Source organism: Streptomyces sp. NPDC051740 (assembly GCF_044453165.1).
GTDB classification, from domain to species: Bacteria; Actinomycetota; Actinomycetes; order Streptomycetales; family Streptomycetaceae; genus Streptomyces; species Streptomyces atrovirens.
Genome location: NZ_JBITCL010000014.1, coordinates 129941 through 148469, shown reverse-complemented (window position 1 = coordinate 148469; position 18529 = coordinate 129941). Strand labels below are relative to the sequence as shown.

The following is an 18529-nucleotide window of genomic DNA, read 5'->3' as shown; positions in this document are numbered from 1 at the left end:
CTTACGGGACGAAAGGAAATCACCACAGACCAGGGAAGCAATTCCCCCACCGGCTGAAGCCGGTGGGCCCCGCGCTAGGAGACTGATGGAGCACGATCTGAGTCCCGCGACCCTTGCCGAGCTTCGTCGCCCGCGCCCCTACCCCGCGGTGTCCGTGCTGACGCCGACGCACCGGCGCGAGCCCCTCAACACCCAGGACGCCGTCCGGCTGCGCAACGCGGTGGCCGAGGCCAAGAAGAAGCTGGAGGCCGATCCCGCGGTCACCCGGGACCGGCGCGCCGATGTGGCCCTGCAGCTCGACCGGGCCCTGGCCGAGGTCGATCTGTCGCACTCGGAGGACGGCCTGGCCATCTTCGCCGCCCCGGGCGAGCACCAGGTGTGGTCGCTCGCCCGCTCCGTGCCCGAGCGCATCGTCCTCTCGGACACCTTCCTGACCCGCAACCTCGTCTCCGCCCACACCGCGCAGCGGCCGTTCTGGGTGCTGTCCGTCTCCGCCGACCGGTGCACCCTGTGGAGCGGCGGCGTGGACCGGGTCGTCGAGGAACGCGCCGGCGGCTTCCCCCTGGTCCGGGAAGAGCGGAACTTCGACCCCGAGCGGCAGGAGCAGGTCGGCGACCAGCCGAGCAACTTCCGGGACGAGGACACCCGCCGGTTCCTGCGCGACACGGACACCGCGATGGGGCGGCTGCTGCGCGACCACCCGCGACCGCTGTACGTCACCGGTGAGCCCGCCGCCCTGTCCCTGCTGTGCGAGGCCGGCAGCGTGGCCAGGGACGCCGTGCACGTCCCGCACGGCGGGCTGGCGCACGGCACGCCCGAGGCGGTGTGGCAGGCCGTGCGGCCGGTGCTGGAGACCGAGGCCCGCAAGAGCACCGAGGACGTGGCCCGGTCGCTGGAGTCGGCCCGGGGGCGCAAGGAGTTCGCGGCCGGCGTCGACGAGCTGTGGCAGAGCGCCCGGGAGGGCCGGGTCCGGCTGCTGGCCGTGGAGGAGAACTACCGGATCACGGTGCGCGACGCCGGTGAGCATCTGATCGTCGCCGAGGACGGTGACCTGGACGCACGCGCGGACATCGTGGACGAGATCGTGGAGCAGTGCCTGGAGACCGGCGCCGAGGTCCGCTTCGTCCCGGACGGGGCGCTCGGGGACGCGGACGGGATGGCGGCGGTGCTGCGCTACTGAGGACGGGGCTACCCACCGGTCACCCGTACACGAACACTTGTCCGTCGAACGCGCGAATGAGTGGTGGCGGGTGACCGACGGGGCGTCATATCACTTGCGTACCATGGGAGTTGAGACACCGACAGCACCTCTGACGTATTCCCGCGGGTAACCCGGCGAAGACGGTGGCATATGCCGTAGGCACCGCCTTATCGTGTGTTGCCGAATCCCTTACAGGCCGTCGCGGGCTGTGCCACAGTCGTAACGGCCCCTCCCTCCGCCTGAAGGCCGTACCGTTCCCGCATCGGAGTGCGTCATGCCGTCCCACCTCTCCGCGGACCGTCCAGCCGCCCCGCCGCCAGGACGCGGTGCGGTCGACGCGCTCATCTCGCAGACCCGGCGGCTCAAGGGCGAGGTGGACGCCGTACGCCGTGACACCCCGGCCGACACGGCGGATCCGCGGGAGCGCTGGCGGCGCGCTCTGTACGACCTGGCGCTGCACCAGCTGGACGACCTGGACGGGCATCTGGCGCAACTGCGGGACGAGCCGCCCCCCTTGCCGGGTCCGGCGCCGGCACCGCACGACGCCCTGCTCAGCCGGGTCGGCAGCGCGGAGTGGGATCTGCTCACGGACGAGGTGCGCTGGTCCGGGGAGCTGTACCGGATCCTGGGCCGCGACCCGGCCGCCGCGCCGCTCACCCTCGACGAACTGCCCTCGCTGGTGTTCGAGGAGGACCGGCCCGGACTGACCGCGATGGTCACGGACTGTCTCGTCGACGCCCGGCCCATCGACGGGGAGTTCCGCGTCGTACGCCCGGACGACGGTGTACGGACCGTGCACATGATGGGCGAACCGGTACTCGGTGCCGACGGCAGCACCGCCTCGATGTGGGCGGTGCTGCGCGACGTCAGCGAACTGCGCCGCTGCCGAAGGGCGGTGAGCGAGACCCGTGACTCGCTGCACCGCCGGCGGCACGCCGCCGCGCGGACCGAGCACCGGCTCGCGGTCGAGCTGCAGGAGGCCGTGCTGCCGACGTGGCACGGCCCCCTGCGGCTCCCGCAGGCCGGCCCGGGGACCCTCGACCTCGCCGCGGCCCGTCTGCCGCCGTCGGCGCACGCGCGGATCGGCGGGGACTGGTACGACGCACTGGAACTGCCCGACGGCACGACGCTGCTCGGCGTCGGCGAGCTGACCGGACACGGCGTCGGCGCCGCCTCGGGCAGGGCGATGCTGCTCGGCGCCGTGCGCGGCATGGCGATGACCGGCACCGCGCCGGGACCGCTGCTGGCCTGCCTCAACCGGTTACTGGACACCACGGCGCAGCCGGCGCTGGGCAGCGCCGTCTGTCTGCGCTACCGGCCCGAGACCCGCTCCCTGCTGTGGGCGCAGGCCGGACACCCCGCCCCGCTGCTGTTCCGCGGCGGGACGGGGCGGGCGCTGGACGCGCCGGACGGCGTACTGCTCGGTGCCGTCCCGGGCGCCTCCTACGGACAGGCCGAGGAGACCCTCGGAGCCGGTGACGTGCTGCTGCTGCACACCGACGGACTGGTGCCCGGGCACGCCGGAGCCACGGCCGTGCACCGTCTGCTCGAACTGGCCCCGCGCTTCGCCGCCGCCCGCACCGCGCAGGAGTGCGTCCGGGCGGTCGTGGAGGAGTTCGGCGAGCGGGAGCGCGACGACGCCGCCTGTGTGCTCGTCGCCCGGGTCGCCCCGTAGCGATCCGCGCCGGGCCGCCCTCTCACGCCCGGGCGGTGCCGCCCTTGCCCCTGGGCCTGGGCAGCACCAGTTCGATCTCCTCCCTGAGCTCACGGATCCTCGGGTAGGAGGAGTACTCGGCGGTGAGCCGGTACATCTGGCGCAGCCGGTCCCAGGTGCGGCGCGAGGAGTTCTGCCCCATCGACACCAGGGCGAGGCGCGCGAACCGGTCCGCCTGCTCGGGGTCGTCGGCGATGAAGCACGCGGAGGCCATGGACAGGAAGTCGAAGATCTTCGACCGCTGCTGTGCGTCGACCCGCAGTGCCAGCGCCTTGTCCGCGTAGTGCTGGGCGTGCGTGGCGGCGTCCGGCTCGAACTCCGCGAGCGTCCGGTACGCCAGGGCCTGCATGCCGTACAGGTCCGCCTCGTTGAACAGCTGCATCCAGTTCGGCGGGGGCACGTCCCCCCTGTCGGAGACGAAGAGGTCCTCCGCCTGTCCCAGGGTGCGGCGCATCGCCTGGCCCTTGCCCATGGACGCCTGCGCCCACGCCTCGACGGTGTGGAACATGGCGCGGGTGCGCGGCAGGACCTCCTCGCCCGAGCCGGACTGGGCGAGCTTCATCAGGTCCATCGCCTCGTCGGGCCGGTCCAGGTGCACCATCTGCCGGGCCGCCCGGGACAGGGCCTCACCGGCACGCGGCCGGTCGCCGCCCTCCCTGGCCGCGTGGGCGGCGATCACGAAGTACTTCTGGGCGGTGGGTTCCATGCCGACGTCGTGCGACATCCAGCCGGCGAGGACGGCGAGGTTGGCGGCGACGCCCCACAGGCGCCGCTGGAGATGGGGTGGGTGGTGGTAGGCGAGGATGCCGCCCACCTCGTTGAGCTGGCCGACCACCGCCTTGCGCTGGAGACCGCCGCCGCGGGCGGCGTCCCAGGCCCGGAACACCTCCACGGAGCGCTCCAGCTCCTCGATCTCCTGCGAGCCGATCGGGGCGGCCTCGTACCGGTCGAACCCGGCGGGGTCGGCGCGCAGGGGGTCGTCGAGTCGGGGAGCGTCGGCGGTCAGGGCCGGATCGGTGTGCAGCCAGTCGTGCATGGCGCTGCTGAGTGCGGAGCCCGCGGTGAGCGCGGCACCCGCGCCCACCAAGCCGCGTCGGTTGAGCATGAGGTCCATTCCCGTGAATTCGGTGAGGACCTCGGCTGTCCGCTCGGGCGCCCACGGCACTCCGTCGGGATGTTCCGCACTCCCGGGACGTGGCCGTTTCCCCGTACGCCCGTGCCGGACCAGACCGAGATCCTCGATGGTCACGACACGGCCGAGACGCTCGGTGAACAGGGCCGCCAGCACCCGCGGCACGGGATCGCGCGGGATCTCTCCCATGTCGATCCACCGCCGCACCCGGGAGGTGTCGGTCGCCAGCTGGGGGTGGCCCATGGCCGCCGCCTGCCGGTTGACCAGCCTCGCGAGTTCGCCCTTGGACCAGCCGGCCAGGCCGAACAGGTCCGAGAGCCGGGTGTTGGGTTGTCCGCTCACGTCAAGCCCCCAGGTTCTCGGCTGAGTTGACAGTAGCCCGGTGCGGGTTGCCGGGCGACTATTCGCCAGGGTTCGCCAGGGTGCGCCAGATGGTGTGCCAGGGGACATCGGGTGTCGAGTAGGAACGCGCCACCACGACCCCGTCGCACAGGGGCATTCCCCCAGGGTGCGCCCGGGCGGCCGGGCCGGGTGGTGCACTGACGTCGCAGGCACACGAAGGGATCTGTATCACCCATGTACGCAGCATCGTCCTCCGTGTCCGCCCCGCCCCGGCCGCTGCGCCCCCGTCCGTCGGACAGCGGCCCCTACCTCGCCCCCGTGCGCCCGGCGACCCCCGCCCTCGGCGCCGGCAACGTACGGCGCACCGCGGGACCGGGCACCCAGCCGCTCAGCGGGAGGCTCGACCTGTCCGGCCCGCAGGGCGCCCAGCTCCGTACGGCGATCGCGTCGGTGCACCGCATCTGCCCGGAGTTCGCGCCGGTCCAGGTGCTGCGCCGCACCGGCCGGTCCGTCCTGCTGGTCGGCACCACCGGCCGGAGCACCGCGGTCGCCAAGTGCTTAGTGGACCACTCCCCCGCGTGGAGCGATCGGATCCGCCACGAAATAGCGGCATACCGCTCGTTCGTCCGGCACCGTCCGCCTGTGCGGGCGCCCCGGCTGATCGCGGCGGATCCGGACAACGGCACGCTGGTGATCGAGCGGCTGCCCGGCAGGGTGGCGGCGCTCCAGCGGCATCCGGCCGAGGCACCGCCGCGGGCGGACATCAGGGCGGCACTCGGTGCGATCTGCCGGCTGAACTCCTGGCGGCCGCCGGCCGGGACGTTCGACGCGCCGCTGGACTACGCGGCCCGTATCTCCCGGTACCACGAGCTGGGTCTGCTCACCGACCGGGACCTGGGCGACCTGCAGAAGCTGCTGCACGGCATCGCGCTGGCCACCGGACGGCAGGGCATGGGCCAGTTCTGCCACGGCGACGCCCTGCTCTCCAACATCCTGATCTCACCGGCCGGTCCGGTGCTGGTGGACTGGGAGCACGCGGGCTGGTACCTGCCGGGGTACGACCTGGCGACGCTGTGGTCGGTCCTCGGGGACGCTCCGGCGGCGCGGCGTCAGATCAGTCAGATCGCCCAGTCGGCGGGTCCGGCCTCGCGGGACGCCTTCCTGGTCAACCTGATGCTCGTACTGACCCGGGAGATCCGCACGTACGAGACGGCCGTCCAGCGCTCGATGCAGGACACGTCCCCCACGGCCCCGTCCGGTGAGGAACACCGCCTCCTCCTCCGCCGCCTCCACGACGACTGCCAAATGGCCCGCCGAGCAGTACGAGCGGCAGTGGGCACCCGCTGACGCCCCACCGCCCCAGCCGTCCACCGCGGGCAGTCGTGCCTCCCCCAGTGCCTAAAGGGCCTGGGAGGTGCCCCCAGCGGCACGGGTGGGCGCGACGGCACCCCGCCGGCGCCGGGCCGCGCGGCCCACCCCCCGGCCAACCCTCGCACCGGACACCTGTCAGCGCGGGTCGTCCCTCCTGCCGATCGCAACCACTGGCGTACACCACTGACGCTCCGCAGGCCCGGCCCCCACCACCACGAAACCGACGCGCACCCCGATTGACAAGGCAATACGCGCCTCCCTGGGCATGATTGACGGATTATCAGCCGACCGGTACCACTGACGCACCGCTCGGCTCACGTCCCACGCCCCACCGTCCCAGGAGGCCGCATTGAGACAACCCGTCCGCATCCTCGCCGCAGCCGCCCTCACCCTCCCCCTACTGGGCGCCGCCCCCTCCGCGACCCCACCGAGCACCGCCCGCCTCCAACAGGCGTTCGCCACCGCAGCCGCCGAGTACGGCGTACCGCAGAGCGTGCTGCTCGGCGTCTCCTACCTCCAGTCCCGCTGGGACGCCCACGCCGGCGCCCCCAGTGTGACCGGCGGCTACGGCCCGATGCACCTCACGGACGCCCGCACCGCGCTCGCCGCCTCCGACCACCACTCCTCGGGCGCGGAGGACCCGCGCGGCGACGAGGCCCGCCCGTCGAAGCGTCCCGAGGCACGAGCGGCACACACCGAAGAGCCGCCCGCCCGGCTCACCACCCTGCCGAGAGCCGCCCGCCTCACCGGCCTCAGCCCCGAACGCCTGCGCGAGGACCCGGCCGCGAACGTGGCGGGCGGCGCCGCCCTGCTGGCCGATGCCCAACGCCGGCTGGGCGAGCCCGGGAGCGACGACCCCGCCGACTGGTACGCGGCGGTCGCCCTCTTCTCCGGCGCCGACGACACCGCGTCGGCAGTGGCGTACGCGAACGACGTGTACGAGGTGATCCGCGCCGGCGAGGAACGGGTCACCGACGCCGGACAGCAGGTCGCCCTGGCCGCCCGCCCCGGCCTCGCGCCCGACACCGCGGCACTGGAGCACGCCGGACTGCGCACCGCCTCCGCCGCCGGCACGGAGTGCCCGAAGACGGTGTCCTGCGAGTGGATCCCGGCCCCGTACGAGGAGTTCGGCGACGGCGACTACGGCAACCACGACCTGGGCGACCGGCCCGCCTCGCAGCGCATCCGGTACATCGTCGTCCATGACACGGAGGGCGCCTGGGAGGGCGTCCTCGACATGGTGCAGGACCCCACCTATGTGTCCTGGCAATACAGCCTGCGCTCCACGGACGGTCACATCGCCCAGCATGTGAAGGCGAAGGACGTGGCCTGGCACGCGGGCAACTGGTACGTCAACGCGGGGTCGATCGGGCTGGAGCACGAGGGTTTCCTGGCGGATCCCGACGCCTGGTACACCGAGGCGATGTACCGGTCCTCGGCCCGGCTGGTGAAGTACCTCGCCGAGAAGTACGACATCCCGCTGGACCGGCAGCACATCCTCGGCCACGACACGGTGCCGGGGACGACCACCGCCACCATCCCCGGCATGCACACCGACCCCGGACCGTACTGGGACTGGCGGCACTACTTCGAACTGCTGGGCAGGCCTCTGAAGGCCACGGCCGGCAGGCACGCGGGCATCGTCACGATCCGGCCCGACTACGCCGCCAACCGGCCGGTCTTCACGGGCTGCGGGACCGCGGGCGAGCCGTGCGCCGGCCACGGGTCGAGCGCGGTGCGGCTGTACTCCGACCATGACGAGGACTCCCCGCTGATCAGGGACATCGGCCTCGGCTCCGCCCCGACCACCGGGGTGAACGACCTGTCCTCGCGGGTCTCCACGGGCCAGCAGTACGCGGTCGCCGACCGCTGGGGCGACTGGACCGCCATCTGGTACCTCGGCCGGAAGGCCTGGTTCGAGAACCCGGGGAAGCACCCCACCGCGGTGCCCGCGAAGGGCAAGGTCGTCACCCCGAGGGAGGGCCTCGACTCGGTGCCGGTGTACGGAAGGGCGTACCCGGAGAAGGCCGCCTACCCGGAGGGCGTGCCGGCCCAGGCGGTGTCGCCGCTGCCGTACACGGTGCTCAAGGGCCAGAAGTACGTGACCGGGGGCAAGGTACCCGGCGAGTACTACTACGCGGTGACCTTCGACGAGGCGTCCCACCGGGTGGTGCGGGGCGAGGACCTGTACTACGAGATCCAGTTCGGCCACCGGGTCGGCTTCGTCCGGGCGGCGGACGTGACGGTGACGTCGTCGTAGCGGCGCGGAGGACGTGGCGGGAGGGCCGGGTTCCCGCGGGACCCGGCCCCTTGTGTCAGCCCTGCTGGAACAGCTCCGCGGGAAGCGGCTTGAGGAGGGCGTACAGGTCGTCGGTGATGGGGCGGTCCCAGGCGGCGATGGTCACCAGGACGTTGTCACTGCGGTCGAACTGCACGCAGGAGATCCGGCCCTCGGAGAGCTTGACCCGGCGCACGATCAGCAGGTTGTCGCCCTGCATCACCGGTACGTCCTCGGTGCCGACGACGGTGATCTCCTCGTCGTTCTCCAGCGCCAGCAGCAGCTGCCCGACCTCGAAGGGGACCTCGCCCTCCGGGACGTCCCTGGCCGGGGAGCCCTCGGGCAGATTGCCGATGATCATCGCGGGGCCGCGGCCGCCGAACAGGTCGTAACGCAGGAAGACGCCCTGGCAGCTTCCGTCGGGGGCGGGCAGCAGCCCGGCGCCCAGATTGCCGGGCCAGTCGCCCGGGTCCATGGCCAGAACGTCGAATTCGGGCCCGGCGGGCGTGGCACTGCGGCGGCGGAGGAACGACATGCCGCCATGGTACGTGCCCGGACCCGCGTACGGACGGTCGGGCGACGCCCGTCTCCGCTACCCGGACCGCCGGTGCCGCTCGTGGTGGCGGGCCACCCGGGCGCGGTTGCCGCAGGAGGGCTTGCACCACTCCTGACGCGGGTGCTCCTTCAGGAAGTAGCGCACACAGCGGGGGGCGTGGCAGGCACGGAGGCGTTCGCGGTCGGGGCCGGCGAGGAAGGCGATCGCGGCCCGGGCGAGTACGGCGGTCAGGTCGGGCCCGCCGTCCGGGACGGGCCGCCGGCGGACGACGGGGTCGCGCCCGTCGGGCCACTCCAGGACGGGGACGGTGGGGGTACGGGCAGCGGCGTCGTTCAGGCGGCGCAGGGCTTCGGGGACGGGCAGGAGGCGGGTCGCGTCCGCGGGGCTCGGTTCGGCCGGGCGGACGGCGTGCGCGAACAGGGCGCGGACGGCGGCGCGCAGGTCGCGGACATCGGCGAGGCCGCCGGCGTCGGCGGCATAGCCTTCCGCGCCGGCCAGCGCCTCCGGACGCGCCCGCACCCAGCCCGTGAGCCCGCCGGGCTCGGCCAGGTCGTCGACGACTCCGCCGTTGCCGTCATGACGGATGGTGAGGGCGAGGTCCAGGACGAGGTGGGCGTCCGTGACGATCGAGTCCCGCATGCCGCTAATGATAGGTCCACCTGCACCCATTAGCCGCCCTGGCTGCGGGCAGTCGTGCCTCCCCCAGTGCCTCAAGGGCCTGGGAGGTACCCCCAGGGCGGTGGGGGCACCTCCCGCTCATGGGGGGTACCTCCCGCTCGAGCGGAGCCGAGAGTGGGGGCGGGCGGTGGGGAGGCACCTCGCAAGCGCCGGGCGGCGCGACCTCCCCCGCCCCGGCTCAGCACCCGGACTACTCCTCCGCCGCCGCCGGAGGAATCACCACGACCGGACTCACCGCATGAAGCAGCACCGCCTGAGTCACCGACCCCATCATGCGGGCCGGCGCCAGCAGCCGACGGCGATGACGGCCCACGACCACCAGCTCGGCGTCCCGCGACGCGTCGACCAGATGACCGGCCGCGTCTCCGGGCAGCACGTCGACCCCGACAACGACCTCGGGATGCCGCTCCCGGTGCGGAGCGAGAAAGCCGTCGGCGAGAAGACGGGTCTCGTGCTCGACGGCGTCCCGGTCGACCTGCGGCGGAGGCATCTCCCCCGGCGGCATCCAGGTCTGCAACGGCCACGGATAGGCGGCGAGAACCCGCAGCCGGACACCGCGCAGCGCCGCTTCGGCGAAGGCGAAGGCGAGCGTGTTCTCGTCGGGGCTGTCGGCGTTCAGGCCGACCACCACGGGCCGGCCGGCCCCGGCCGACGCCCCCTCCTCACCCCCGCCCCCGCTCCCTCGCCCGGGCCGGGGCACGACGACGACCGGGCACTCGGCGTCACGGGCCGCGGCCAGGGAGTTGGACCCGAGCAGCAGACTGGCGAAGCCCCCGCGCCCCCGGGAGCCGAGTACCAGCAGCCGGGCCGCGGACCCCGCTTCGGGCAGCAGCACGCCCGGCGCCCCCTCCAGCGCCACGTACTCGGCGGCGGGCGGACCGCTCCGCTGTGCCAGGTGACCGCGGACCTGGTCGAGGACCGGGTCCGCGTCGGGGTCGGGCGGCCCGGCCGCCAGGACCTCGGGCTGTGCCCAGGAGGCGTACTGGCGCACGTGCACGATCCGCAGCGGGGCATCGCGCCGGCGTGCGGCGTCGAGGGCCCACTCCAGGGCGCGCAGACTGTCGTCCGAACCGTCGACCGCCGCGACGACCGGCTGGATGTTCATGGTTCCTCGCCTCCGGGATACGACCTTCGGTCTTCGCCCCCGGCCAGCCTGTACTCAGGCGCGGGCCGGGTACGGCACTTCGGATCGCGTGTCCGGAAAAAGGCGCGGAACACCCCCCACGGCGGCGCCGCTCACGTCAGGTCGAACTCCCCTTCCCGCGCTCCCGACACGAACGCGCCCCACTCGGCGGGGGTGAAGATCAGGGAAGGGCTCTCCGGGCTGCCGCTGTTGCGCATGGCGATGAAGCCCTCCACGAAGGCGATCTGGACATCGCCCAGGCCACGACTGCTGGACTGCCACTGCGCGTTGCTGAGGTCCAGCTCCGGCTTGTCCCAGCCCGTGAGCGGGCGCTGCTGGGTGGTGCTCTCGGCCACGTCCGTGCTCCTCCCGATTACCGTCGTCCGCGGGCCAGCCTAGCGATCGGTTCCTGCCCCCGACAGGCCGCGAGAAGCACCTTTCCGCGAGGACGCCGGGCGGGCGGGGCGGACCGGGGCGGTGATCCCGCCTCGTCCGGGGAGAGCTCCGGAAGCACACCGCCGGTGGCCGCGTACGGCGCGCCGTGCTGGGGTACGGACGAGTTCCGCGACCGCTTCATGACGGCGTACGGACCGCGGGGCAAAGGCTCCGCCGCGCCGGCCCCGTGAGGAGGGCCGGCGCGGGAGAAGCGCAGGCGGGGCTCTTGCCCTGGGCGGCGCGGCCTGACTTACTGATTCCGGTGGCTCGACCGAATGATCGGTCGTCCGGATCGGCATGATCGCTCGACTGGCGAGGAGAACGTCCTGATGGCGGAGGCGGCGGACCTGCTGGACCCGGCGGAACGGCTCGGCATCGAGGGCCTGCGGGCGCTCCAGCTGGAGCGGCTGCGCGGCTCGCTGCGGCACGCGTACGAGCGTGTGCCGTTCTACCGGGAGTCCTTCGACGAGGCGGGCGTCCACCCGGACGACTGCCGTTCGCTGTCCGACCTGTCCCGTTTCCCGTTCACCACCAAGGCGGACCTGCGGGAGAACTACCCGTACGGCATGTTCGCGGTGGGCCGCGACCGTATCCGCCGTCTGCACGCCTCCAGCGGCACCACCGGACGCCCCACGGTCGTCGGCTACACGGAAGGTGACCTTTCCATGTGGGCCGACATGGTGGCCCGGTCCATCCGCGCGGCGGGCGGCCGGCCCGGGGACACGGCACATGTGGCCTACGGCTACGGCCTGTTCACCGGTGGCCTGGGCGCCCACTACGGCGCCGAACGGCTCGGCTGCACGGTGATCCCCGCGTCCGGCGGGATGACGTCCCGTCAGGTGACCCTGATCCAGGACCTGAAGCCCGGCATCATCATGGTGACCCCGTCCTACATGCTCACCCTGCTCGACGAGTTCGAGCGGCAGGGTGTCGACCCGCGCTCCACCTCGCTGCGGGTGGGGATCTTCGGCGCGGAGCCGTGGACGGAGCGGATGCGGCAGGAGATCGAGGAGCGGTTCGCGATCGACGCGGTCGACATATACGGGCTGTCGGAGGTGATCGGACCTGGTGTCGCGCAGGAGTGCGTGGAGACCAAGGACGGTCTCCACATCTGGGAAGATCATTTCTATCCGGAGGTCGTCGACCCGATCACCGGCGAGGTCCTTCCGGAGGGCGAGCGGGGTGAGCTGGTCTTCACCTCGCTCACCAAGGAGGCGATGCCGGTCGTGCGGTACCGGACGCGGGACCTGACCCGTCTGCTGCCGGGGACCGCCCGGGTGTTCCGGCGGATGGAGAAGGTGACCGGCCGCAGCGACGACATGGTGATCCTGCGCGGGGTGAACCTCTTCCCCACACAGATCGAGGAGATCGTGCTGCGCACCCCGGGCGTGGCACCCCACTTCCAGCTCCGTCTCACCACGGAGGGCCGTATGGACTCCCTCACCGTCCGCGCGGAGGCCCGTCCCGGCGCGGACGCCACGACGCGGGACGCGGCCGCCCGGTCGATCGTGGCGGCGGTGAAGGACGGCATCGGCGTTTCGGTGGACGTGGAGATCGTCGAACCGGAGGCGCTGGAGCGCTCGGTGGGCAAGATCCGGCGGATCGTGGACCTGCGCGAGAAGCGGGACTGACCGCCCGTTCCGGCTACTCGGCGGCCACGATCCGCTCGACCGCGGCCGTCACCAGCCGCTCGCGCTCGTCCGGGGCGAAGACGTCCGGCAGGGTGAGCTGTTCGACGATCAGCCAGTTCAGCGCCAGGTACAGCAGCTTGACGGCCATGGCGTCGCCGGGCAGGCCCGACCCCTCGTGGTAGCGGACGTTGGCCTCGACGTCGGCGCGGACCCGCTCGGTGAGCACCTCGCGGAGTGCCGGGCGGCGGGTGGCCTCCAGCCGGAGTTCGAGCAGGGCGAGGTATCCGGTGCGGAAGGCGGCGATACGGCCGACCAGTTCCCGCATCAGCCCCGCGTAGGTCTCCCGGTCACGGCCGGCGGACCGCTGCCGGGCGATGAGCTCCTCGTCGGGCTGGAGCCGCTCGTAGACCCGGGCGCCGGCCTGGGTGAGCAGGTCGTCGCGCGAGCCGAAGTAGTTCGACGCGGTGCCGACGGGTACGGCGGCCTCGGTGTCCACCGCCCGGAACGTCAGCCCCCGGGCGCCCTCACGGGCCAGCACCTCGATCGCGGCGTCCACCAGCGCGGCCCGGCGCCGCTCGTTCCGTCTGACCACTGCCCTCACTCCGCCCGCAGCACCTGCCGTCACACCACTTCAGGCAGAGTACTACGCCCGGAGTCGTCCGTCGGCGCGTCATGCCTCCCCGGCCTCCAGCACCGCCATGGCCGCGTTGTGTCCCGGTACCCCGCTCACCCCGCCGCCGCGCACCGCGCCCGCGCCGCACAGGAGGACGCCTGCGTGCCGGGTCTCCACACCCCAGCGGCCGGTGCCCTCCTGGGCGTGGGGCCAGGACAGGTCGCGGTGGAAGATGTTGCCGCCGGGCAGTCCGAGGTCGCGTTCCAGGTCCAGCGGGGACCGGGCCTCCAGGCACGGGCGGCCGTCGGCGTCGGTGGCCAGGCAGTCCGCGAGGGGTTCGGCGAGGTGGGCGTCGAGCTGGGCGAGCGTCGACTTCAGGAGTTCCTCGCGTACGGCGTCGTTGTCCCGTTCGAACAGCCGGGCGGGGGTGTGCAGTCCGAACAGGGTGAGGGTCTGGTGGCCCCGGGCGGCCAGGTCCGGGCCGAGGATCGTGGGGTCGGTGAGCGAGTGGCAGTAGATCTCCGAGGGCGGGACGGCGGGCAGCTCACCGGCGGTGGCCTGGGCGTGGGCGGCGGCCAGTTGCCCGTATCCCTCGGCGATGTGGAAGGTGCCGGCGAACGCCTCGCGCGGGTCGACGGAGGTGTCGCGCAGCCTCGGCAGCCGCTTGAGGAGCATGTTCACCTTGAGCTGGGCGCCCTCGGCGCGCGGCGGGGGTGTGTCGCCGGTGAGCCTGGCGAGTTCCCGCGGGGAGGCGTTCACCAGGACGTGCCGCGCGGCGGCGACGCCCTCGCCGTCGGCGGTGCGGTGGGTGACCTCGGCCGTGCGGCCGTCGGTGTCGACGCGCACCGCCTCATGGCCGGTGGCGATGACCGCGCCGGCGGCGCGGGCGGCGTCGGCCAGGGCGTCGGTGAGGGCGCCCATGCCGCCGACCGGTACGTCCCAGGCGCCGGTGCCGCCGCCGACGACGTGGTAGAGGAAGCAGCGGTTCTGCTTCAGCGAGGGGTCGTGGGCGTCGGCGAAGGTGCCGATGAGGGCGTCGGTGAGGACGACGCCGCGCACCAGGTCGTCGGCGAAGCGCTCCTCGACGGCGACGCCGAGGGGTTCCTCGAAGAGGGTCCGCCAGGCCTCCTCGTCGTCAATGGTGCGGCGCAGTTCGCCGCGGGTGGGCAGCGGCTCGGTGAGGGTCGGGAAGACACCGCGGGCGACGCGGCCGGTCATGTCGTAGAAGCGCTGCCAGGCCCGGTACTCGCTCCCGGAGCCGGTGAGCCGGGCGAACGCCTCGCGGGTGCGCTGCCCGCCGCCGCCGACGAGCAGCCCGGTGGGCCGTCCGTCGCGCTCGACGGGGGTGTACGAGGAGATGGTGCGGGTGATCCGCCGGAAGTCGAGCCCCAGGTCCCGGACGATCTTCCGGGGCAACAGGCTGACCAGGTACGAGTACCGGGACAGCCGTGCGTCGACGCCGGTGAACGGGCGGGTGGACACCGCCGCCCCGCCGGTGTGGTCCAGCCGCTCCAGCACCAGTACGGAGCGCCCGGCCCGGGCGAGGTAGGCGGCGGCGACGAGGCCGTTGTGGCCTCCGCCGACGATGACGGCGTCGTAGGTCCGGGTCCCCTCGGGTGCGGTCATGGTCCTTCGTAACACGCGCCGGTCCGCACCGGCCGGACACGCGCCGGCCGGACACGCGCCGGTCCGCACCGGCCGGACACGCGCCGGAGTCTCACGCCCCGCCGGCCGCCCCCTGCTGCCGCAGTGCCGCCACCCGGCGGTACAGCTCGGCCGCCTCCGCGCCGCGGCCCAGCCGCTCCAGGCAGTGGGCCTCGTCGTTGCGGGCGGCGAGGGTGTCGGCGTGGTCCGCGCCGAGGACGTGTTCGCGGGCCTCGGCGACCCGCCGGTACTCGGCCAGCGCCTCCGCCCAGTGGCCGAGCCAGCCCAGCCCCACGGCCACCTCGCGGCGGCTGACCAGGGTGTCCGGGTGGTCGGCGCCGAGGACCCGCTCGCGCAGCGCGCAGACCTCGCGGGACTCGGCGAGGGCGTCCACCCAGCGGCCGAGCCGGCCGAGGTTGACGCCGATGCCGTGCCGGGCGCGCAGGGTCTCGGGGTGGGTGGGTCCCTGGACGCGGGCGCGGTCCCCGACCAGGGCGCGGTAGAGGTCGAGGGCCTCGGCGGTGCGGCCGAGCCGGCCCAGGCTGATGCCGGTCTCGTAGCGGGCGGCGAGGGTGTCGGCGTGGTCCGGGCCGAGGGCCCTGGCGCGGGCCTCGGCGACCTCGCGGTAGGTCTCCAGGGCCTCCGTCCAGCGGCCCAGCTGACCGAGGGTGTAGGCGACGTCGTAGCGGGTGACGAGGGTGTCGGGGTGCTCGGGTCCGAGCACGCGGGCGCGGTCGGCGGCCACCTCGCACGCCATGCCGTACGAGTCCTCCGGGCGGCCGAGCCGGCTGAGGTTGAAGGCGAGGTTGTGGCGGCAGCGCAGGGTGTCGGGGTGGCCGGGTCCCATGGTCCGCTCGCGGGCGGCGAGCACCGACAGATAGACCTGGTGGGCGTCGAAGGGGCGGCCCAGCTGGGCGAGGACGTACGCCATCTCCTGGCGGGCGGCGAGGGTGTCGGGGTGGTCGGGGCCGAACGCGCGGATGCGGGCCTCGGCGACCTGCTTGTAGGCGCGCAGCGCGTCGGCGGCGCGACCGGTGCGGCTGAGGGTGAACGCGACCTCGTAGCGGCTGGCGAGGGTGTCGGGGTGGTCGGGGCCGAGGAGGTGCTCGCGCTCGGCGGCGACCGCGCGGTGCACCTCCCCCGCCTCCGTCCAGCGGCCGAGGCGCCCCAGGCTCAGGCCCGCGTTGTGCCGTCCGGCGAGGGCGGTCAGCGCCTCCGGTGAGGGGGAGGGCGGCCCGTCCGCCGCGGGCCGCGCGCGGGAGCCGGCGGCGGGGCGGGCGATCCACTCGCCGGACAGGCCGGCCGCCGGGTCGGGGGGTGTGGTGCGCAGCCCGGCGCCGGCCGCCTTGTGTCCGGTGGTCATGCCGCGGGTCCAGGACGGCAGCCGGGCCGCGCGCCCCACCGGCTCGGGCTCCTCGAAGAGGTACGGACGGGCCGCGCCCGCGAGTGCGTCGGGCGGGCCCGCCGGGCCCGGGACCGCCGCCGGCGCGGCCGGCGCGGCCCGCAGCGCGCCGACCCGGCGGGCCAGTTCACGGGCGCTGTCCGGCCGCCCGCCGGGCTCCTTGGCCAGCAGGTCCAGGATGATGCGCTCCAGCCGCTCGGGCAGTTCGGCGCGGTGGCCGCGCGGCGGACGGGGCGGGGTGTCGCGGTGTCCGACGAGGACCGCCCAGGCGTCGTCGAGGTCGAACGGCGGTACGCCGGTGGCGATCTCGTACAGCACGCAGCCGAAGGAGTACAGGTCGCTGCGCCGGTCCACCTCCGAGCCGCTGATCTGCTCCGGCGACATGTAGTGCGGGGTGCCCATGGCGACGCCGGTGCCGGTCAGCCGGGACGTGAAGCCGATGTCGTGGCCGAGGCGGGCTATGCCGAAGTCGCAGATCTTCACCGTGCCGTCGTCCAGCCGCACGATGTTGGCGGGCTTGAGGTCCCGGTGCACGACGCCCTGGTCGTGGGTGTAGGCGAGGGCCGCGGCGACCTGCTCGGCGACCTCCACCACCTCGTCGACCGGCAGCGGATGCTGTTTGTTGTCCTCCAGGAGCCGGCTGAGGTCGCGGCCCTGGAGCAGTTCCATCACCAGATAGAGCACGCCCTCGGACTCCCCGAAGTCGTGTACGACGGTGATCCCCCGGTGCTGCAGCGCCGCGGCCACCCGGGCCTCCCGGCGGAACCGCTCGCGCAGCACCCGGCCGAACGACTGGTCCTGCTGCGGGCCGACGGGTTTGAGGCACTTCACGGCGACCTGCCGCCCCAGTGACTCGTCCCGTGCCCGCCACACCTCCCCCATGCCGCCGCGTCCGATCCGGTCGATCAGCCGGTACCGGCCGTGGATCAGCCTGCTGTCCCCCATCTCCTTCGCCCGCCCCCGTCGCAGTCCGTCCCGCCCTCCCCTGGCTCGTCCAGTATGGCGACAACTCGCCCGAGTTTGTACGGTGCCACGACGCCCGGCCCGCTTCGCCCACCGGCGGGTCAGTTCAGAGTGGCGAGGAACTCCGTGCAGGCCCGTGCGCAGGCGCGGCACGCCTGTGCCGTCTGTTCCGCCCCGGAGCAACCGTCGAACACCTGCGCGCTCTCCAGGCACACCTGGCGGCACCACTCCACCTGGACGCGGATGGTCGCCTCGTCCACCTGGTTCTGCTCGGACAGCACCCGGCAGGTCGCGTCGCAGACCTCCGCGCACATGATGCCCTTGCGTCGCACGAGTTCCTGGTTCTCGGTGCCGTCCGGGTCCACGAGGCTCGCCCGCGTCGCGCAGGACCGCGCGCATTCGGTGCATGCCTGGGCGCACGCGAAACGGTCCTCCAGGAACCGGAACAGCTCTTCCTGGGATGTCGTCGTCACATCGCGCGGGTAGCCGCCGCCCCGGCGGTCAAACCCGGTGTCCCAAGGGTTCCGCGCGGTGTGCGGCGGTTTTGCGCCGGGCACCCGCGCGGCGCCGCGAGGTGAGCAGGTTGGTGGACGGGACCGGGGGTACTCGCGGGCCATGATGAACACCGCGTGGATGGAAACGGCCGACCTCGCCGCGGGCCGCGGCGCCCTCGGTGCGGGGCTCGTGGTGGCGGGTGTGGTGGTCGTGGCGCTGCTGATCGGCATGTTCGTCTTCGGCAGCCGCCGGGTCAGGAACAGCACGGTGCGTCGGCCCGGCCCGGAGGAGCAGCCCCGGATGCCCGAGGGGGGCCCGGTCCGGGAGACACGGGAGCGACGGGAGCCGGACGAGGTGCCCGGAAGCGACGAGCGGCTGCTGCCGCACGAGCTGAAGGGCCACGGCAACGCCGGCAGCCGTACGAGCGCGTCGCAGGAGCGGCCCCGTTGGGACGAGGGCAGCAGCGGGGCGTTCGGCAGCGGCGGGTCGGGGGGCCGCTGACCGTCCCGCTCCCCGTCGGCCCCCCGCCGACGGCTCCGCGACGTCGTACACCAGGGAAGTGAGAACCATGGCAGATCCCGCCCGCAACGCCTTGCCGCTGCCCGATTACGACCACCTGCCCATCGGCGGCCTGGAGAGCCGGATCCGCTCGCTGTCCGCGGGCGAGGTCGAGGAGCTGCTGGCGTACGAGCGTTCGCACGCCGACCGGGTTCCGGCGACCGGGCTGCTGAAGGCCCGGCTGGAGCAGCTGAACGCGGGTGCCGAGCCGACGGGCGGCGATCCCGGCGCGCTCCGTCCCGAGCAGGGCGCCGGCCGGTCCGGGTCCCCGGTCTCGCCCGCCACCTCGCCGCAGCCGTCCAGCCCGCCGCCGCACGGCACCCCGGACCAGCGGGGCAAGCCGAAGGGCGACCGTACGTAGGCAGGGCCGGCCACCGCCCCCGGGGCGGGCCG

At 73.7% G+C, this 18529-nt stretch carries 16 protein-coding genes; 7 read left to right on the top strand and 9 right to left on the bottom strand.

Annotation, left to right across the window (positions count from 1 at the left end; genetic code table 11):
• The first annotated feature begins 85 nt into the window (after window positions 1–85).
• Both ACIA6T_RS23550 and ACIA6T_RS23545 read left to right on the top strand, forming a co-directional pair.
• Window positions 86–1180: a chemotaxis protein gene (locus tag ACIA6T_RS23550; RefSeq protein WP_399448421.1), complete on the top strand. Its 1095-nt coding sequence runs from the start codon at window positions 86–88 to the stop codon at window positions 1178–1180.
• Window positions 1181–1475: 295 nt separating this feature from the next.
• Window positions 1476–2876, top strand: coding sequence for a PP2C family protein-serine/threonine phosphatase (locus tag ACIA6T_RS23545; protein ID WP_399448420.1), 1401 nt, complete (start codon window positions 1476–1478; stop codon window positions 2874–2876).
• 22 nt (window positions 2877–2898) lie between these two features.
• Here the strand turns inward: ACIA6T_RS23545 and ACIA6T_RS23540 are convergent, their stop codons facing one another.
• Window positions 2899–4389, bottom strand: a complete 1491-nt coding sequence (locus ACIA6T_RS23540) for a hypothetical protein (RefSeq protein ID WP_399448419.1) — start codon at window positions 4387–4389, stop codon at window positions 2899–2901.
• Window positions 4390–4623: 234 nt separating this feature from the next.
• Here ACIA6T_RS23540 and ACIA6T_RS23535 point away from each other — a divergent pair, with 234 nt between their 5' ends.
• Window positions 4624–5736: an aminoglycoside phosphotransferase family protein gene (locus ACIA6T_RS23535; RefSeq protein ID WP_399448418.1), complete on the top strand. Its 1113-nt coding sequence runs from the start codon at window positions 4624–4626 to the stop codon at window positions 5734–5736.
• A 373-nt stretch (window positions 5737–6109) separates the two neighbouring features.
• Window positions 6110–8020, top strand: a complete 1911-nt coding sequence (locus tag ACIA6T_RS23530) for an N-acetylmuramoyl-L-alanine amidase (protein WP_399448417.1) — start codon at window positions 6110–6112, stop codon at window positions 8018–8020.
• 55 nt (window positions 8021–8075) lie between these two features.
• On the opposite strand, the gene ACIA6T_RS23525 is transcribed toward ACIA6T_RS23530, so the two are convergent.
• The 4 genes from ACIA6T_RS23525 to ACIA6T_RS23510 form a co-directional block, all read right to left on the bottom strand.
• Window positions 8076–8573, bottom strand: a complete 498-nt coding sequence (locus ACIA6T_RS23525; protein ID WP_085575422.1) for a hypothetical protein — start codon at window positions 8571–8573, stop codon at window positions 8076–8078.
• Between the two features lie 57 nt (window positions 8574–8630).
• On the bottom strand, window positions 8631–9233 hold the full coding sequence (locus ACIA6T_RS23520) for a CGNR zinc finger domain-containing protein (protein WP_399448416.1): 603 nt from the start codon (window positions 9231–9233) through the stop codon (window positions 8631–8633).
• Window positions 9234–9462: 229 nt separating this feature from the next.
• A complete protein-coding gene (locus ACIA6T_RS23515) occupies window positions 9463–10377 on the bottom strand; it encodes a universal stress protein (protein WP_399448415.1) in 915 nt (304 codons plus the stop codon).
• Window positions 10378–10508: 131 nt separating this feature from the next.
• Entirely contained in the window at window positions 10509–10751 is a 243-nt protein-coding gene (locus ACIA6T_RS23510; RefSeq protein ID WP_030862688.1) for a DUF397 domain-containing protein, read from the bottom strand.
• Window positions 10752–11159: 408 nt separating this feature from the next.
• Between ACIA6T_RS23510 and paaK the strand changes: the two genes are divergently transcribed.
• The gene (gene paaK / locus ACIA6T_RS23505) at window positions 11160–12461 is read left to right on the top strand and encodes a phenylacetate--CoA ligase PaaK (protein WP_399448414.1); all 1302 of its coding nucleotides are present in this window, start codon (window positions 11160–11162) and stop codon (window positions 12459–12461) included.
• Between the two features lie 13 nt (window positions 12462–12474).
• Here paaK and ACIA6T_RS23500 read toward each other — a convergent pair whose 3' ends face one another.
• The 4 genes from ACIA6T_RS23500 to ACIA6T_RS23485 all read right to left on the bottom strand — a co-directional run bounded on the left by ACIA6T_RS23500 (window position 12475) and on the right by ACIA6T_RS23485 (window position 17556).
• Entirely contained in the window at window positions 12475–13053 is a 579-nt protein-coding gene (locus ACIA6T_RS23500; protein ID WP_399448413.1) for a TetR/AcrR family transcriptional regulator, read from the bottom strand.
• A 78-nt stretch (window positions 13054–13131) separates the two neighbouring features.
• Window positions 13132–14700 carry a phytoene desaturase family protein gene (locus ACIA6T_RS23495; RefSeq protein ID WP_399448412.1) on the bottom strand — a complete coding sequence of 523 codons (1569 nt, stop codon included), beginning with the start codon at window positions 14698–14700 and terminating at the stop codon, window positions 13132–13134.
• A gap of 91 nt (window positions 14701–14791) precedes the next feature.
• Window positions 14792–17065 (bottom strand): tetratricopeptide repeat protein, encoded by a 2274-nt coding sequence (locus tag ACIA6T_RS23490; RefSeq protein WP_399448411.1) that lies wholly within the window; start codon window positions 17063–17065, stop codon window positions 14792–14794.
• Window positions 17066–17184: 119 nt separating this feature from the next.
• The gene (locus tag ACIA6T_RS23485; protein ID WP_073937345.1) at window positions 17185–17556 is read right to left on the bottom strand and encodes a ferredoxin; all 372 of its coding nucleotides are present in this window, start codon (window positions 17554–17556) and stop codon (window positions 17185–17187) included.
• Window positions 17557–17701: 145 nt separating this feature from the next.
• On the opposite strand from ACIA6T_RS23485, the gene ACIA6T_RS23480 reads away from it, so the two are divergent.
• Both ACIA6T_RS23480 and ACIA6T_RS23475 read left to right on the top strand, forming a co-directional pair.
• Window positions 17702–18079, top strand: coding sequence for a DUF6479 family protein (locus tag ACIA6T_RS23480; protein ID WP_399448503.1), 378 nt, complete (start codon window positions 17702–17704; stop codon window positions 18077–18079).
• Between the two features lie 67 nt (window positions 18080–18146).
• Window positions 18147–18497, top strand: coding sequence for a hypothetical protein (locus tag ACIA6T_RS23475; protein WP_399448410.1), 351 nt, complete (start codon window positions 18147–18149; stop codon window positions 18495–18497).
• The last annotated feature ends 32 nt before the right edge of the window (window positions 18498–18529 follow it).

Coding starts and splice junctions, on each gene's coding strand:
- ACIA6T_RS23550 (WP_399448421.1), top strand. CDS start 86: ATGGAGCACGATCTGAGTCCCGCGACCCTTGCCGAGCTTCGTCGCCCG.
- ACIA6T_RS23545 (WP_399448420.1), top strand. CDS start 1,476: ATGCCGTCCCACCTCTCCGCGGACCGTCCAGCCGCCCCGCCGCCAGGA.
- ACIA6T_RS23535 (WP_399448418.1), top strand. CDS start 4,624: ATGTACGCAGCATCGTCCTCCGTGTCCGCCCCGCCCCGGCCGCTGCGC.
- ACIA6T_RS23525 (WP_085575422.1), bottom strand. CDS start 8,573: ATGTCGTTCCTCCGCCGCCGCAGTGCCACGCCCGCCGGGCCCGAATTC.
- ACIA6T_RS23520 (WP_399448416.1), bottom strand. CDS start 9,233: ATGCGGGACTCGATCGTCACGGACGCCCACCTCGTCCTGGACCTCGCC.
- ACIA6T_RS23515 (WP_399448415.1), bottom strand. CDS start 10,377: ATGAACATCCAGCCGGTCGTCGCGGCGGTCGACGGTTCGGACGACAGT.
- paaK (WP_399448414.1), top strand. CDS start 11,160: ATGGCGGAGGCGGCGGACCTGCTGGACCCGGCGGAACGGCTCGGCATC.
- ACIA6T_RS23495 (WP_399448412.1), bottom strand. CDS start 14,700: ATGACCGCACCCGAGGGGACCCGGACCTACGACGCCGTCATCGTCGGC.
- ACIA6T_RS23490 (WP_399448411.1), bottom strand. CDS start 17,065: ATGGGGGACAGCAGGCTGATCCACGGCCGGTACCGGCTGATCGACCGG.
- ACIA6T_RS23480 (WP_399448503.1), top strand. CDS start 17,702: ATGAACACCGCGTGGATGGAAACGGCCGACCTCGCCGCGGGCCGCGGC.
- ACIA6T_RS23475 (WP_399448410.1), top strand. CDS start 18,147: ATGGCAGATCCCGCCCGCAACGCCTTGCCGCTGCCCGATTACGACCAC.